The sequence below is a fragment of the Larkinella rosea genome (genome assembly GCF_003858635.1).
Lineage (GTDB): Bacteria > Bacteroidota > Bacteroidia > Cytophagales > Spirosomataceae > Larkinella > Larkinella rosea.
The window spans coordinates 289386-304387 of sequence record NZ_RQJO01000010.1 but is presented as its reverse complement, the minus strand read 5'-3'; the positions used below and the strand labels follow the sequence as shown (position 1 = coordinate 304387).

The 15002-nt window shown below is 53.6% G+C and carries 9 protein-coding genes; 2 read left to right on the top strand and 7 right to left on the bottom strand.

Going from position 1 to position 15002, the window contains the following annotated elements; translation table 11 throughout:
* The first annotated feature begins 53 nt into the window (after positions 1-53).
* Positions 54-3416, top strand: a complete 3363-nt coding sequence (gene porU2 / locus EHT25_RS22160) for a putative type IX secretion system sortase PorU2 (protein ID WP_124877356.1) — start codon at positions 54-56, stop codon at positions 3414-3416.
* Positions 3417-3435: 19 nt separating this feature from the next.
* Entirely contained in the window at positions 3436-5040 is a 1605-nt protein-coding gene (locus EHT25_RS22155; RefSeq protein ID WP_124877355.1) for a capsule assembly Wzi family protein, read from the top strand.
* Here EHT25_RS22155 and EHT25_RS22150 read toward each other — a convergent pair.
* Genes EHT25_RS22150 through asnB form a run of 7 tightly spaced genes read right to left on the bottom strand, consistent with a single transcriptional unit; the run spans position 4998 to position 14970 of the window.
* Positions 4998-6020 carry an MraY family glycosyltransferase gene (locus EHT25_RS22150; RefSeq protein ID WP_124877354.1) on the bottom strand — a complete coding sequence of 341 codons (1023 nt, stop codon included), beginning with the start codon at positions 6018-6020 and terminating at the stop codon, positions 4998-5000. The genes EHT25_RS22155 and EHT25_RS22150 overlap by 43 nt on opposite strands.
* Entirely contained in the window at positions 5998-7152 is a 1155-nt protein-coding gene (locus tag EHT25_RS22145; protein ID WP_124877353.1) for a glycosyltransferase, read from the bottom strand. The genes EHT25_RS22150 and EHT25_RS22145 overlap by 23 nt, the downstream gene beginning before the upstream one ends.
* Positions 7149-8150, bottom strand: coding sequence for an NAD-dependent epimerase/dehydratase family protein (locus tag EHT25_RS22140; RefSeq protein WP_124877352.1), 1002 nt, complete (start codon positions 8148-8150; stop codon positions 7149-7151). The genes EHT25_RS22145 and EHT25_RS22140 overlap by 4 nt, the downstream gene beginning before the upstream one ends.
* The gene (locus tag EHT25_RS22135) at positions 8083-9330 is read right to left on the bottom strand and encodes a glycosyltransferase family 4 protein (protein WP_124877351.1); all 1248 of its coding nucleotides are present in this window, start codon (positions 9328-9330) and stop codon (positions 8083-8085) included. Before EHT25_RS22135 ends, EHT25_RS22140 begins: the two co-directional genes overlap by 68 nt.
* Positions 9327-10886, bottom strand: coding sequence for a heparinase II/III family protein (locus tag EHT25_RS22130; protein ID WP_124877350.1), 1560 nt, complete (start codon positions 10884-10886; stop codon positions 9327-9329). The genes EHT25_RS22135 and EHT25_RS22130 overlap by 4 nt, the downstream gene beginning before the upstream one ends.
* Positions 10883-13060 carry a bi-domain-containing oxidoreductase gene (locus EHT25_RS22125; RefSeq protein WP_124877349.1) on the bottom strand — a complete coding sequence of 726 codons (2178 nt, stop codon included), beginning with the start codon at positions 13058-13060 and terminating at the stop codon, positions 10883-10885. The genes EHT25_RS22130 and EHT25_RS22125 overlap by 4 nt, the downstream gene beginning before the upstream one ends.
* A complete protein-coding gene (gene asnB, locus EHT25_RS22120) occupies positions 13057-14970 on the bottom strand; it encodes an asparagine synthase (glutamine-hydrolyzing) (protein WP_124877348.1) in 1914 nt (637 codons plus the stop codon). The genes EHT25_RS22125 and asnB overlap by 4 nt, the downstream gene beginning before the upstream one ends.
* Between the last annotated feature and the right edge of the window lie 32 nt (positions 14971-15002).

Genomic DNA, 15002 nt, shown 5'->3' with positions numbered 1-15002 from the left:
GTTCTTTTAAAAAGCAGCCAACCGAATTCAATGCCTTATTTTCAGACGCGTTTATGAGAAAACAACTCCTTGGTTTACTCGTCGTATTGAGCAGTTGTGTGGGGGCGAAAGCACAACGTATTCGCTTTGGAAATGAATGGATTAATCACGCTCAAACGTATTACCGGATTCCGGTGACTGAGCGGGCGGTTTACCGGTTGACGACGGTGGATTTGCAAAAAGCCGGTGTTCCGGTTGCTTCCATTGATCCGACTTCTTTGCAACTTTTTCGACGCGGAATTGAGCAGGCCATCCTGGTGAGCGGAGAGTCGGACAGGAAACTGGACCCGACCGATTTCCTCGAATTTGTGGGCGAAGGAAATGACGGTTTGCAGGACACCCTGCTGTATCGGCCAATGAGCGCCCAGCCCCATCCGTACTACAGCATGTATTCCGATACGGCGGCTTATTTTCTAACCTGGCGCAGCGACGGAAAACCGGGTAAGCGGGTGGTTGTCAGTCAGGAAGCAAAACCGGATGGGGCCGTGCCGGAACCGTATCACCTGGCGGAACAACTGGTGGTTCTGAAAACGGAAATGTCGAACAATCCCGATACGGGGCCCGTTCCTGCCGTCACGCAATACGAAGTTTATTTTGAAGAAGGAGAGGGCTGGACGGGCCCCATGCAGCAGAAAAGCAAACCGTATTCGCAGCTCTTCACACTCCCCGGTTGGGTAACCAACACCTCCGAAAAACCGCAACTGGATCTGTTGCTGAACGGCCGGGATCTGTTTCAGCACCAGGTTGATGTTTCCGTCGGGACGTCTAATCGGTTGGTTACTACGCTGAAATTCAATGGTTTTCAGTTGAGCCGGGTTACAACTCCGCTGCAATCGTCGGATTTTTCCGTTAAAGATGATCTGTCGGCTGAGTTGGTGCTGAACACCGTTTCGCGCGGGCCATTCGAGTTTGACCGGTACTCCGTGAGTTATGTTCGGATTCGATACCCGCAAACAATCAGTCTGAAAAACGGCGCGCAGCAGATTCTCCGGCTTTTGCCCAAATCCGGTGGGCGATCTTACCTCGAATTACCCGATGCCCCAACGTCGACGGTCGTGTATGATATCACCGAAGCGGGCAATCCGCGTTTGATTGCCGGTATGCAGGAAGGCTCGACCCGTCGGCTGGTGGTGCCCAATACCACCCTTTCCCGCCAGCTACTGGTCACAACGGCGGTTGTAACCCCCACCCGGCTGGAGCGGGCGGTTTTCCGTAAACTCGATCCGGCCAAACCGAACTATTTGATTGTCAGCCATGAACTTCTGATGAAACCGGTCGGTCAGGTGGCCGATCCGGTGCGGGCGTACGCGGGCTACCGTGCGTCGGTCAAAGGTGGAAAGTACGACACGCTCGTGGTCAGTATGAAGGAATTGTTCAACCAGTTCAGTTTTGGCGAACGGACTCCGCTGGCGATTCGCCGGTTTGCCGACTACATGCTGACGGGTGGCACCGGCAAGTTTCTGTTTTTGATTGGTCGTTCGTCGGTTTATTTTCCATTTCGCAAAAATCCCAATCAGTACTACCTCGACCTGGTTCCGACCATCGGTAACGTGCCCGGCTCCGATGTTCTGTTGACGGCCGGACTGGCCGGTTTTCCCGAAAACGTCCCTGCAATGGCCACCGGACGACTCAACACGCTGACGGCACAGGATGTGGTGAACTACGGAAACAAGGTAAAAGAGTTTGAAAACAACTTGGCCAACGTACCCTGGCGCAAGGAGGTTTTGCACCTGAGCGGGGGACGATCGCAGTCGGAACTGGCTGGTTTTAAGGCCATTCTGAACGAAGCAAAAGGACTGGTGCAGCAACAGTATTTAGGATCGGAAGTAACTACCCGTTCAAAAACAACCGACGAACCGGTCGAGCGCATCGACATCAGCGACAAGGTCAACAAGGGTGTTTCACTGATTACTTTTTTTGGTCATTCATCGCCCACGGTTGCCGACATCGATATTGGTTACGTTTCCGATCCGGTTTTTGGGTACCGCAACAAAGGCCGATATCCGCTCATGTTTTTTAACGGCTGCGGTTTGGGGAATATATTTTATGGGGGAAATGTATTGAGTACCAATTGGTTGTTAACGCCCGACAAAGGCGCCATTGCCATTCTGGCCCATTGTTTCGAAGGATTCACCGCACCTTTGAATACGTACATTATCGATTTTTATAAAACCCTTTTCACGGATAGCACGTATTTCTCGAAACCGATTGGTGTTGTTCACCAGGAAACCACCCGCCGGGTGCTGGCCACCTCGAAAGACCCGCTCCAGATCGGCAATGCCAATCAAATGGTTTTGCAGGGAGATCCGGCACTCCGACTGTTTCCGTTGCCAAAAGCCGATTTTCAGCTGCAGTCGTCCGGGGTTTCCCGGACCGATAATGCCGCCGATTCGGTTCGGTTGCGGGTTGTCGTGACCAACACCGGGCGCTTCGATGTTCGGGAACGGCTCAGTATAACGGTTCGAAAGCGACTGAGTGATGGGAAGACCAACGGGTACAAGACGGTTTTGCGACCCGCCGTCGCCTTCCGGGATACGGTTTATTACAGTTTTCGCCCCGAGCTGGAACCCGATGGGCCCACGCGCCACGAATTGATTCTGGATGCCGATAATCAAGTAGACGAATTGGATGAAACCAATAACCTGCTGGTATTTACGATCACGAAATCCGCAGATAAATACGCGATTGTTTTTCCCGATTCCAGCCAGCGATTTCCGATGGATCTATTCAATCCCCTGCTGGATGTGACGTTTGACGGAACCCGAATTGCCGATGGTGCGTTGGTTTCGCCCAACCCAATCATTCAGGTTGTCGTGCAGGATGAGGACGTTTACCGCATTCGCCGGGACACGCTGGGCATTGATCTCGTGCTCCGAAAACCGTGCGGGCCCTGCGGTTTTGAACGGGTGGTGTTGGGCAATTCCGACGTAAACTGGACCCCGGCGGCTGCGGATAACCGGTTTGTCCTCAGGTACAAACCCCGGAATCTGGCTGATGGTACCTACACCTTACGGGTTCAGGCGACGGACGTCAGCGGCAATAAAGCGGGCGTGCTTCCCTACGAAATTAATTTCCGGGTGAAGACGGGTGATAGTATGTCGGTTGTGCGGCCCGTTCCGAACCCGTTTTGGGCTTATACCCGGTTTCAATTTACCCTCACCGGAAAGCAGTCGCCGGGAGAAGGGCAATTAATAATCCGCAACTTGAATGGTCAGCTGGTTCGAACGCTGCGGCAATCGCTCCGAATTGGTGAAAATGGATTTTATTGGGATGGCTCCGATCAGGGAGGAGTTGCCTTACCAAATGGTCTGTACGTCTTCCGGTTGGTTCGGGACAACGGCCAGACGCTGGAAGGGAAAGTTATTTTAAATCGGTAACGCCTAATTTCCACGACCCATGACGGACCGCATCAGCACATCCCAAATCTCTTTCCTGTTGATAATCATCGGGTTAGCGGCTGGTTGTTTTCCGGCAAATGCGCAAAGCCAGGAGTTGGATTCTTCCGCCCGCGCAACAGTTGCCGAACTGGTCGTTCCCGATCTGGAAAAACGGGAAGTGCGCATTTTTGCGGAATCCGTTCTTTCAGCCAGTACGTCGGACCGGACACCCTTCTGGTTACGAACCAATCAGTACGGAATCATTCCGGTCGCATCCCCATTTGGATCGCTCCGGGGTGGCATCTCGGCCAATTACCTCCGGGACAAGACAAAACCAGCCGATCTGGTTAAAAACAGACGGAAGCTGGCGGGTTGGGGCTATGGGCTGGAAGTGGTCGGAAACGGGGGACGGAAGTCGGCGGTTTTGATTCCGGAAGCTTACTTGAAAGGCCGCATTCGGGGATTGGAGTTGCAGGTGGGCCGACGGCGGGAGGTGATCGGGCTGGCCGATTCCACGATCGGAACCGGGCCATACATCTGGTCGGGAAACGCGATGCCGATTCCAAAAATTCAGATTTCAATGGCAGACTACACGCCGATTGGCTTTACCAAAGGTGTTCTCGCGTTTCGCGGCTTGTTCGCCCACGGCTGGTTTGGCAATCAGGGAGCGGTTACGCATTCGTATCTTCACCAAAAAGCCCTGTACGGGCGATTGGGCAAACCCGGCTGGCCTATCAAATTCTATGCGGGAATGAGCCATCAGGTACAGTGGGCCGGTCGGAGTGACCTTATTTCCAACGAAAACCAGATCAAAAACGGGCGGTTTCCAACCGGTTTGGGCAACTACGTCAACGCCATATTTGGCACCTCACTGGCCGCGCTGGGCGACAACATTGATACGACAATTTACAGCAAAGGCGATCGCGGAAATCGCGTTGGTAACCACCTCGGCACAGTCGACATCGGTTTTGAAATCACCCGTAAGGACTTTTCGCTGTTCTTTTACCGACAAAGCATTTACGACGATGGGTCGTTGTATTACCTCAGCAATATTGCCGATGGGCTAAATGGCATCCGGTACCTGAATCAGCGCCCGGCGACCCGGCGTTTCCACATCGAACGGATTGTAACGGAGTTTCTATACACCTTGAGCCAGGGAGGAGCCATTTTCGGAGATCGTGATCAGGACCGGGGGGCGGATAATTACTTTAACCATTCGCAATACCGGGATGGCTGGTCGTATCTAGGCCGTACCATTGGCACACCGTTCATTACGCCCACCAACGATACGCGTCCGGAACTGCCCCGCTCGCAAACCTTTGAACGTTACTTCTTTACCAATAATAATCGGGTGAAGGTTTTTCATCTGGCGGTTTCCGGTAGCTGGCACGAAACGTATACTTTTTTGCTGAAATGTTCGATGAGCCAGAATCTGGGTACGTACGGTTTTCCGTTTCCGAACAGCGTCCGGCAGTTTTCATCGGTTCTCACCCTCGGTTTTCCAGCTTTCGGGCACGGTTTTCGTGCGATGGCTTCCGTCGCGACGGATCAGGGAAATCTGCTGCCCGCAAGTACCGGTTTTCAGATTAGTTTGCGTAAAACCTGGGATGTTGCCCGGCGCTGACCGGTTTTGGGATCGCTAGTTTTGGGCCAGAGCAAGCGGTTTTTGAGCAGGCAATAGAGCCACGTCAAAACCGTTAACAGGATCAGGCTTCCCCAGAATTGAATTTGCCCTTCGCGATGGCTCAACCAGACAGCATACACATTGATAAGGGCCTGGGCCACCGCATACAAGCCCGCTACCCGCAAATGGGACCATTTTAGCTGGTGAACCAGCAATTGAAACAGGTGTGATTTGTGGGGACGGAAAATATTTTCGCCCAGCCACAACCGGTAGAGGATGGTAATCACACTGTCGATGCCGTAAACCGCCAATAGTAAAATATAGACCAACTGGCCGCTTTTCTGCATGAGGCTGGTTAGCAGAAAAATCACGATAAACGCCATCGACACGCTGCCCACATCCCCCGCGAAGCACAAGGCTTTCCGCCGGGCGTTGAAAAAAGCAAAGACCAGCAGGCCCGCAAGTGAGAAATGAAGCAAAAGCGGATCAGCGAAGAACGCTATAAACTGGTTGATAATCAGCAGTGTGGCAATAGTTATCAGGCTGTAAAAAACCGTAATGCCGTTGATGCCATCCATGAAGTTGTAGGCATTCAGAACGCCACAGGCCACCACCAGACCCGGAATCATCCACCAGCCGGTTTCCTGCCAGAGCCCCGTTTCGTGCAGCAATAAACCGACACTCACCAGTTGCACCAGAAACCGCAGCCGATTGGAAATGGATTGCACATCGTCGACGAAACTCACCAGCGCCACCAGGGTCAGGCCCGCAAAAAAATAGGGCGTAGCAAAATCGCTGACGACAAAGGCAAGGAAAGCCGCCAGCCAGAAGACAATGCCGCCCCCCCGAACCGTCAGTCGGCTGTGTGCACTGCGGTGGTTGGGGGTGTCGACAATGTTGAAATGGGTGGCCAACCGAAGATATAACATTTCGGCCCCGAAAAGGAAGGCGGTGACGCTAGCGTACAGGGTCCAATTCATAATTGTTCGGAGAAAGTGATAACTTGTAGAGATTCAAGAGTTTAGGTTGTTCACTTGACCAGTTATAAGTTGTTTCGGCGGCTTTTCGGCCGCGTTTTCCCATCTGTTCCGCTTCGGTCGGATGGTCGATCAAAAACCGCAGGCTTTCGACTAGGGCCACCGGATCCGTCGGATCGATGCAGAAACCGCAGCGGTTTTCCTCGACAACTGCCCGGTAAAGTGGAAAATTGGACGTAATAACCGGCAAACCCAGCACCATGTATTCGAACATTTTGGTCGTATACGACTCCGGATAATCCCCAACCGGTTTCAGCAACGCCAGTCCGGCCACTGATTTTGCCGCCTTCGCAAACGCTTTGGCCTGATCGGTGTAACCGTAAAAAATCAGGTTGTCTTTCACCAGCTGATAAGCCGGAAGGGCTTCCAGATCCTGACTGGTAAAGGAGCAATGGCCGAATAAATGGACTTTAAAATTCGGATGCGTGGATTTAAGCAACGCCATTCCTTCCAGCAGCGTGACGATCGACCGCTCGAAACTCAGCCAGCCGATGTAAAAAAAATCGATCGGATCAGACGCTCGCCGGTATGTCCGCCGAAACGAGTCCAAAAAGGGCAGGAGGGGGTAGTTGTAAATGATGGCGTACGGTTTTGCCAGATCGGTATACGTGGTCAGGTAGCCGTGTTCGGTAAAAATCAGAGAGAAATCCCGGCGGGCCTTCTGATCGAAAAACTGGAACGCCCGTTTCAGCAGCCAGCCGCGGTTGTGACGTTTGAGGTGAATTTTTTTGTAGAGATTTTCCTGAACTTCGTAAATGACCGCAGCTCCCAGCATTCGGTAGATGTACGCATAAGGCAGAAATTCGGCCGAATAAATGTGGATCAGATCCGGACGAAGCCGGACGGTTTTCCAGACAATCAATGGGCAGGTAATGAAAAACCGCAGGATAACGTGCTTATAATAAGGAAGTTTGATGAAGTGAACCTTCGGCGAAACGTTCGGATCGGCGTTCGGAATGGCGCAATAAACATCATATTCATCGGCTAAAACGGGCAAATATTTGTACATAATGCGCGGATCGTAGGGGGGGTGAGCCGTGCTGATGTGTAAAATCCGTTGTCGCTTTTGATTCATGAAACTGATACGGAAACGGAACTGACGTTGTCCTCCCGATCACCGGCTGGTAATGCCTGATCAGAAGCAAAAAAAGAACCAACTGACCGCGGGCGCCAGTCTAATTGTTGTCGGGCCCGCTGGTCGGAAAATGTCAGCGAACCGGTTATTTTGGTCAATGACACCGAGTCGAACGGAAACCGCCGGCCCAGCAGCCAACCGATTCCGTCACCCACTCGGGCCAGAAAACGGGCTAACCCGATCGGAATCGTCGGGATCGGTCGTTGAGCGGTTCGCTGCGCAATGGCTTCGGCCAATTCACGGACGGTTGGATGAACGCCATCCGTCAGGTTGTAAATTCCGCCAATCCGGGCGGCTTTCGGGATAATTCGGGCTACGTCGTCGGCCCGCACCATGCTCCGCCGGGCTGTTCCGTTGCCGATGTGAACGTACCGGCCGCGTCGGATGGCCCGTGTCAACGTTCCCAAATTACCCGGCGCCTGATTACCAACGATCAAAGGTAATCGTAAAACCGCACAGCGAACACCCTGTTTGTGGCACCAGTTGACGACCAAATCTTCCGCCAGACGCTTGCTTTCGGCGTAGGGCGTCTGACCATTCAGCGGGGCATCTTCGGTAATGGATTCGCCGGTTTCGCATCCGTATACGGCCACCGTGCTGATCAAAACAAAGGCATCGGGTACGATCCCAGCCTTGTCAAGAGCCTGAAGCAATCGATCGGTTCCTCCCTGATTGACCTGAAAAAAAGCCTGCGACTCTGCTTCGGTTTGTGGAATGGTGTGGGCTTTTCCGGCTGAATGCACGACCAGCCGAATCGATTTACCGGACAGATCGGGCTGCTCGGTAGCGAGATCACAAACCAGATCACCCGCCGTTCTGCCCATACCCAGCACCTGATAACCGGCCTCCCGCAGACCCGTCGCCAGGTACTTACCCAGAAATCCATTGGGACCGGTCAGCAAGGCCGTCGGCAGGTGCTTGTTTCGATTGGAAGACATCGGTTAATGCTTTTAAGTACGTAGTCGCCAGTTGATTTTTGTCGAATATCCGTCGGGCCACCGCCGACGCCCGTGCGCTCATGGCGGGTCGCCAGGTCGGATCGTCGGCCAACTGGCTCAGGAGATTTGCCAAAGCTGCCGGATCATCCGAACTGAATGTAAAACCGCATTGGTGTTCTTCCAGGAAGGATTTTATCCATCCGTCCGTCGTCTGAATCACGGGCAAACCGGCGGCCAGGGCTTCCATCAGCTTATTCGGCGAAGACGTATCCAGTAACGGCGCACGCATCAGCGGCACGATCGCCAGCCAGGCTTGCTGTACGTAGGCAACCAGTTCATTTTTGGGCATCAAATCGTAAATCCTGAAGTTTGGGAGCGCATCTTTTTGTTGTCGGGCTACCAATTCCTGCTTTAACTGACCGTCGCCAATGAGCACAATCACGATGTCGGTTCGGTGACGAAGGGCTTTTGCTGTTTCGAAAAGCAGATTCGAATTGTTGACCGCTCCGATGTTTCCGGTGTAAATAACGACTTTTTTGTCAGACAATTCTTCCGGCATTCGAACATTCGGAACGGGGGTGCCGAACAGCGCCAGATTGGTGGCATTGGGAACGGAAATACTGTGCTGAAAACCGTATCGGCGCGCAATATTTTGCTGAATACCCGGCGATAGGGCAACGATGAGATGGGCGGCCCGGTAACACTGCCGTTCAAACCAGTAGGCCAGCCTCTGCGCCGTTTTGTGGGGTAGTGCACCCATCAGAATGGCCGTGTCGGGCCACAGATCGCGGGCTTCAAAAACCAGTTTTCGACCCCGCAAATACCGCGCAATCAACCCCGGAATACCCACGGTGATGGGACCGGAAGAAGCTACCACGACGTCGGCGGGCAACGTCAGGGCGTACCAGCTCGACCAGACTGCAAATACCAGAAACGTCCAGATACGCCGGAGGGTGGATTGCTTGTTGTCGATCCGGAGGTTTAGGATTTTGACCCGAATGCCGTCGATGTTCTGTTCTTCGGTCCAGCGAGTGGCTTTGAGATCCGACTTTGCGTAGATGCTGGTGACGACCGTGACCGAGTGACCTTGTTCAGTCCATTGTCTGGCAAAATCGTAAACCCGGGTGCCCCAGGCACCTTTTGGAGTGGAGAAATACTGATAAAAATAAACTATTTTCATTCTGCACAGGTAATGATTGTCCGTACTGTTTTCCTGAATTGAACTTCGATCATCAGCGCTGGCAGGAGCCGGTTAAACTGCCGGGCAACCTGCACGGTTTTCTGATGGATCGATAAGGCATTTTGCCATTCCATTTTTCCCCATAAAAACTGCATCTGGTTTCCGTTGAACGCCAGCGGATAAATCCCCGGAGCCAGGTAAAACCGGGCCGTGGCGATTTGAGGGCCACTAATGGAATCAACAATTGCCAGTGTCTTGTCTGCCGAAATCCATTGCCGTTTGTGCTGTATTCCAAGGTGTTGGTAGCCGTTGTGTTGGGCGCCTAACTGAGTAGGTAAATCTTCCAGCAGGGTTACGCGCGCCCGGCGTCCTACCCGAAAACCACCCCAGACTTCCGACGAATCGGTTTCGTCAATCTGGACGGTATTGTGGGCCGCCGTGCTCCGTTCCCATTGTCGGCGCGGGCTGGCTTCGTAGGTGGAAGTACCCGCGTCGATGAGCACCGGCTGGCGGTTTACGTAAAGTTCGAAACTAAAGGTATCGGCGTGGGCGTGTCCGGGCTGGTGATCGGGTCCAATCATTCCGACATTCGCCAGCATTTCGTACGTTGGGGTACTGAGCCGGCGAAAACCACTGTCTGATAAATGGCTTGCTTTCGGTTCGATTCCCAGTAGTTGAGCCTTGCGAATAAGCTGGGTGGTCGTGGGAGCAACCCCTTCGGCCGCATCGTTCATCAGGGGAATATTGCCATTGGCAAAGGTGACTGCGGCTAGCCAGCTTAGCATCCGCTCAGCTTGATGGGACAGAAAACCGTCGGCGTCCGAATCGCGGTGCCAGGTATCGTTCCGGAGAACATGACCGACGTCCAGCAACCGATCCAGCAGAATCTGGTGGTACATCGGGCTGTGTTCGTAATGCCCGCCATCCTGATGCAACTGTTCTGTTAGTTCTGCCTTAACCAGCTGGATTGCTTTTTGATAAAGCTCCCGATCCTGAAAATAAAGCGAGCCAATCAACAAGGCGAACCCATTCTCCAGTAAATGGTTGCCCAAAAGATGGTATTCGAGCCGCTGCTCCAGCAATCGTACCTGCGCCCAAAGATGAGCATCGACGGTGGGTTGCTGAAGCTGGTGAGTCGATAAAAACCGGATCCAGTTGATGATGCGAAGCGAAGTGGGATAAGGCTCCAGTCCGCCATTCAACCGGGGCGTATGGCCGATAAACTGCCGGATGAGATCGAGGCCCGTCGCACCCGCCAGATCAGCCTGATTCAGAAAGTCGAAGTAATTGAGGTTGTATTGCCACAATTTGCCGTTTTTAGTGTAATTCCAGTCCACATCGGTCGGGAAGGTTACCGACTGATTCAGGAATGTGAAGGTCCGTTCGTTCAGGCTTTGCGGTTTATCGGGTACGGGAAATTTCAGCAAATGGGTGGTTACCGGTAAGCGGTCGATGGTTACCGACGGTTTTGAACGCAACCGATTGATCACCTGATAAACAAGTTGTTGTCTTCTCAGGTGCCGCACCGTGTGCCAATATAGCCGCCAGTTTCTCATAGGCTGTGGGAGTGTTCGGCCGATTCGGCAACGGTCATGCCTGCCGGAACGTCGACCCATCGTTTCGTTTTTAAACTCTGCAAAGCCGCCAGTAGCGTGCGGGTCGTATTGACCAGGTTTTCGAACGGAATCAGCGGCTCCCCGCCCGTTTCCACCTGCTCAACCAGGCGTTGAAACTGAGCTTTATGGCCCTTATCCTGCCGGGTCGATAAACTGGAAAATCCCTTAAAACCGTATCCTCTTAATTCCCTGAAATTGTCCAAAACCAGCGTTCGTTCCTGCGAATACACCTCGAAACGCTCTTTGGCGTAGGCTTTGCTGCCGTTGGCGAAGTAGTTAATAACGCCCGTCGAACCGTTTTCGTAGCGCAGCAGGAGAGACGCCGAATCGGTGGTTTCGTTCGGTTGCCGACCCATTGCATTCATGCAAACCGCCACAACCCGGCTCCCCGTCAGGAACGAAATGAGATCGACGTAATGACAGGCTTCGCCCGGAATCCGGCCACCGCCCACGGAGCGGTCGTGCACCCAGGAGTTGGCCGGAATGTGACCCGCGTTCATCGTCGCAATGACGTTCATCGGAACATCGCCGGAAGCTGGGCCGCCCAGCAATCCCTTCATTTTCTGCACATGGGGCGAAAACCGCCGGTTGAAACCCACCAAAACCGTCTGATCAGATTTCTGCTGGACTTCGACCAGCTGGTCCAGTTCGTCTTCGAAAATGGCCAGCGGTTTTTCAACAAAAACGTGTTTGCCCGCCAGCAAAGCTTCGCGGGTCATTCGGGCGTGTTGCTGGTGGCGGGTGGTGATTACCACCAGATTGATTTCAGGATCGTTCAATACTTCCCGGTAATCGGTCGTACTGGCATCAATGCCATATTTTTTGGCTAATAAGGTGCCGTTTAATCCGTTGGCGCTGGCGATGGTTTTCAGTTTTGCACCGGTTTCTTTCAGGGCGGGCAGCAGAACAGCGCTGGTGAAATTTCCGGCACCGATCAGGCCAACGACGGTTGCTCCCCGACCTTCATACCGGCCTTCACGGATCGGAATGACCGGTTTCAGGTTCAATTCTTCGGGATAACGCAGCAGCGACGCAATGGAAGCGGAATGAGAAATTCCGTTGTAGATTTGATCGAATTGCTGCAGCGGTACCACTTCCGTAATCAATGACTTCACATTGAGTTGACCGGTTTCCAGCAGTTGCAGAATGGTCTGAAAATTCCGGTTTTGGGTCCAGCGAACAAACGGCAGCGGATAATCGGAACCTTGCTGCTCATACATTTCATCGTAGCGACCGGGGCCGTAGGAACAGGACACCTGAAAGGTCAGTTCTTTTTCGTAAAACTCGGCCCGGCTCAGGTTCAGGCCGATGACGCCCACCAGCACGATCCGTCCGCGCTTGCGACTCATGCGGGCCGCCTGCGAAATCAGTTCGTCGCTTTTGCTCGAAGCCGTAATGACAACACCGTCCGTACCAATGCCCTGCGTCAGTGCCAGCACGGCTTTTACCGGATCGGTTCCGGCCGTTGGATTCAGCGCAATAATGCCTCGGGAGCGGGCCAGTTCCAGCTTCTTTTCGTCGACGTCCAGGCCAATTACCCGACAGCCATTCAGCCGGAGCAGGTCCGCCGTGAGCAGGCCGATCAGTCCCAAACCAATCACAACGACGGTTTCGCCCAGTGTTGGATTCAGCAACCGGACGCCCTGCAAACCGATGGACCCAATGACGGTAAAAACCGCTTCGTCGTCACTGACGCCATCGGGCACCCGCGCCACCAGATTTCGGGGCACACAAACGACTTCGGCATGGTGGCCGTTCGAAGCCACCCGGTCGCCAACCGCCAGGTCGGTAACGCCTTCGCCCACGCCCACGACCTCGCCAACGTTGCAATACCCCAGGGGTAGGGGTTGATCCAGTTTGTTAAAAACCGTCTCCAGGGTTGGAATCAGGCCATCGGTACGGATTTTCTCCAGGACCTGCTTCACCCGGTCGGGCTGCTGACGCGCTTTCGAAATGAGACTGCCGCGACTAAATTCCACCAGCATGCGTTCGGTTCCGAGCGAAACCAGCGTCCGGCGGGTTTGAATGAGCACCTGGCCGCGCCGAACCTGGGGGGCGGGGACGTCTTCCAGCAGCGTATGGCCGGTTTTAAGATGTAAAATCAGTTGTTTCATAGGTTACGGTGGCCGGGATCTACGAATTGCCGGAACCACGATTCGATCGCCATCAATCCCCAGATCGAGTAGGTTGCATCAATTTTCCCATTTTTATTGTCCCGAATTAACTGATGCACGGCCACCGGGTCGAAAATGCCCCGCTGCCGCAGGCTTTCATCGGAAAGGTATCCTTTGAGCATACCGTCTAACTGACCTGTCCGGAGCCAGTCGCGCAAGGGCGTTCCAAAACCGGTTTTGGGGCGGTAAATAACCGAATGGGGTAAATACCGCTCTGCCAGTTTTCGCAGCAGGTATTTTGTGGTTCGGCCCCGCATCTTGAGCGACGGCGGAAGTTTGGTACTGAACTCAACCAGCTCGGTATCCAGAAACGGCACGCGGGTTTCGACGCCAACGGCCATGCTCATTTTATCCGTGTAATTGAGGTTGTGATCCGGTAAAAAATACGACAACTCCCAGAATAGTAGCTGGTTGAGCAGGTTTTTTTCGTCCGGAATGCGTTCGAGCGCCGTCAACAGCTGGTGGCTGGGCTGGTAATCGTGCAGCGTTTTGCCGATGGTACTTTCAAACAGATTGTGGTTGGTCGCAATGGGAAGTCGGGCAAAATAATCGGCCATTCGTTCCTGCTGCGGTTGCCCCATTCCCGCGGTCAATTTCCGAAGCCGCCGAAGCAGCGGAGTTCCGTTGGTTCCGAGACTAACGGTGCGGTTCAGCAACCGACCCACCACGGGCGGAATCCGGTTCAGATACGGTTCCATCGTCAGCGCCTGATGACGCCGGTAACCCGAAAAAACGTCGTCGCCCGCCGTCCCGCCCAACAAAACGGTATGCCCGTTCTGGCGAGCCTGTCGGCAGATATTCAGCACGTTAAAGGGTGCGGTATCGGCCTGTGGTTCGTCGAGGTGGTAGATCATGCGGTCGAAATCCCGAATGATGTCCGCGTCGGCATCCACTTCCACCAGATCGACGTTCAGGTGGGTGGCCACTTGCCGGGCATACGGCAAATCGTTCTCAAACCCTTCAAATTTCCCGTTCTGAAATGCCGTTCGAATGGTGTAACCGGTCAGCCGCTCATTGGGATGCGCCCGTTTGGCCAATGCCATGACCAGGCTGGAATCCAAACCACCCGAGAGAAAAAAAGCCAGCGGAACGTCGGACTGCAACTGGCGTTTCACCGCCGTAAAAAGCCGTTCGTCCAGTTCCTCGAGCAATTGCGATTCCGACTGTTCCGAATACATGCCCCGAAAGGGAAGATCGTAATACCGCTTGACTGCAAAGGAGGTGGGCTCGTCGACCGACAGCTGAATATAGTGCCCCGGCAGCAACTTATTGACGTGCTGAAAAGGCGTCTGCATACCCGGCGAATACAGGAAATGCAGGTAATTGACGAGTGCGGAATAATCAATGCTTTTGTCGATACACGGATAGCCGGCAATCGTTTTTAGCTCCGAACTGAACAGGAACAGTCCGTCTTCGTGGTAATAGTAGAGCGGTTTTACCCCAAACTGATCGCGGGCCAGCACCAGTTGACGCGTGAGCGTGTCGAAAATGGCACAGGCAAAAATCCCGTTCAACTTTCGGAAAACCGCCGTGCCATACGTAGCAAAACCGTACAGCAATGTTTCCGTATCCGACGTAGAACGAAAAATATACTGATTCGTGAGGGCTGCACGCAACGTAAGGTGGTTGTAGATTTCGCCGTTAAAAATGATGACATACCGGCCATCGGCGGTTTGCATGGGCTGTTTACCGTTGGGCGTCAGATCCAGAATGGCCAGACGCGTTTGGGCCAGCTGGATTCCCGGAGCGTTAAAAAGGCCCTCTCCATCGGGTCCACGGTGGCGAATGGTCGATCGGAGATCGACCGATGGTGGGATGGTGGAGCCTACAATGCCCGCTATGCCACACATGTTAAAAAAGAGATGGTTTTACTATTCATGGT

What these genes read in the sequence shown, in the direction of transcription:
- porU2 (WP_124877356.1), top strand. Translation starts at nt 54, where the DNA reads ATGAGAAAACAACTCCTTGGTTTACTCGTCGTATTGAGCAGTTGTGTG.
- EHT25_RS22155 (WP_124877355.1), top strand. Translation starts at nt 3,436, where the DNA reads ATGACGGACCGCATCAGCACATCCCAAATCTCTTTCCTGTTGATAATC.
- EHT25_RS22150 (WP_124877354.1), bottom strand. Translation starts at nt 6,020, where the DNA reads ATGAATTGGACCCTGTACGCTAGCGTCACCGCCTTCCTTTTCGGGGCC.
- EHT25_RS22145 (WP_124877353.1), bottom strand. Translation starts at nt 7,152, where the DNA reads ATGAATCAAAAGCGACAACGGATTTTACACATCAGCACGGCTCACCCC.
- EHT25_RS22140 (WP_124877352.1), bottom strand. Translation starts at nt 8,150, where the DNA reads ATGTCTTCCAATCGAAACAAGCACCTGCCGACGGCCTTGCTGACCGGT.
- EHT25_RS22135 (WP_124877351.1), bottom strand. Translation starts at nt 9,330, where the DNA reads ATGAAAATAGTTTATTTTTATCAGTATTTCTCCACTCCAAAAGGTGCC.
- EHT25_RS22130 (WP_124877350.1), bottom strand. Translation starts at nt 10,886, where the DNA reads ATGAGAAACTGGCGGCTATATTGGCACACGGTGCGGCACCTGAGAAGA.
- EHT25_RS22125 (WP_124877349.1), bottom strand. Translation starts at nt 13,060, where the DNA reads ATGAAACAACTGATTTTACATCTTAAAACCGGCCATACGCTGCTGGAA.
- asnB (WP_124877348.1), bottom strand. Translation starts at nt 14,970, where the DNA reads ATGTGTGGCATAGCGGGCATTGTAGGCTCCACCATCCCACCATCGGTC.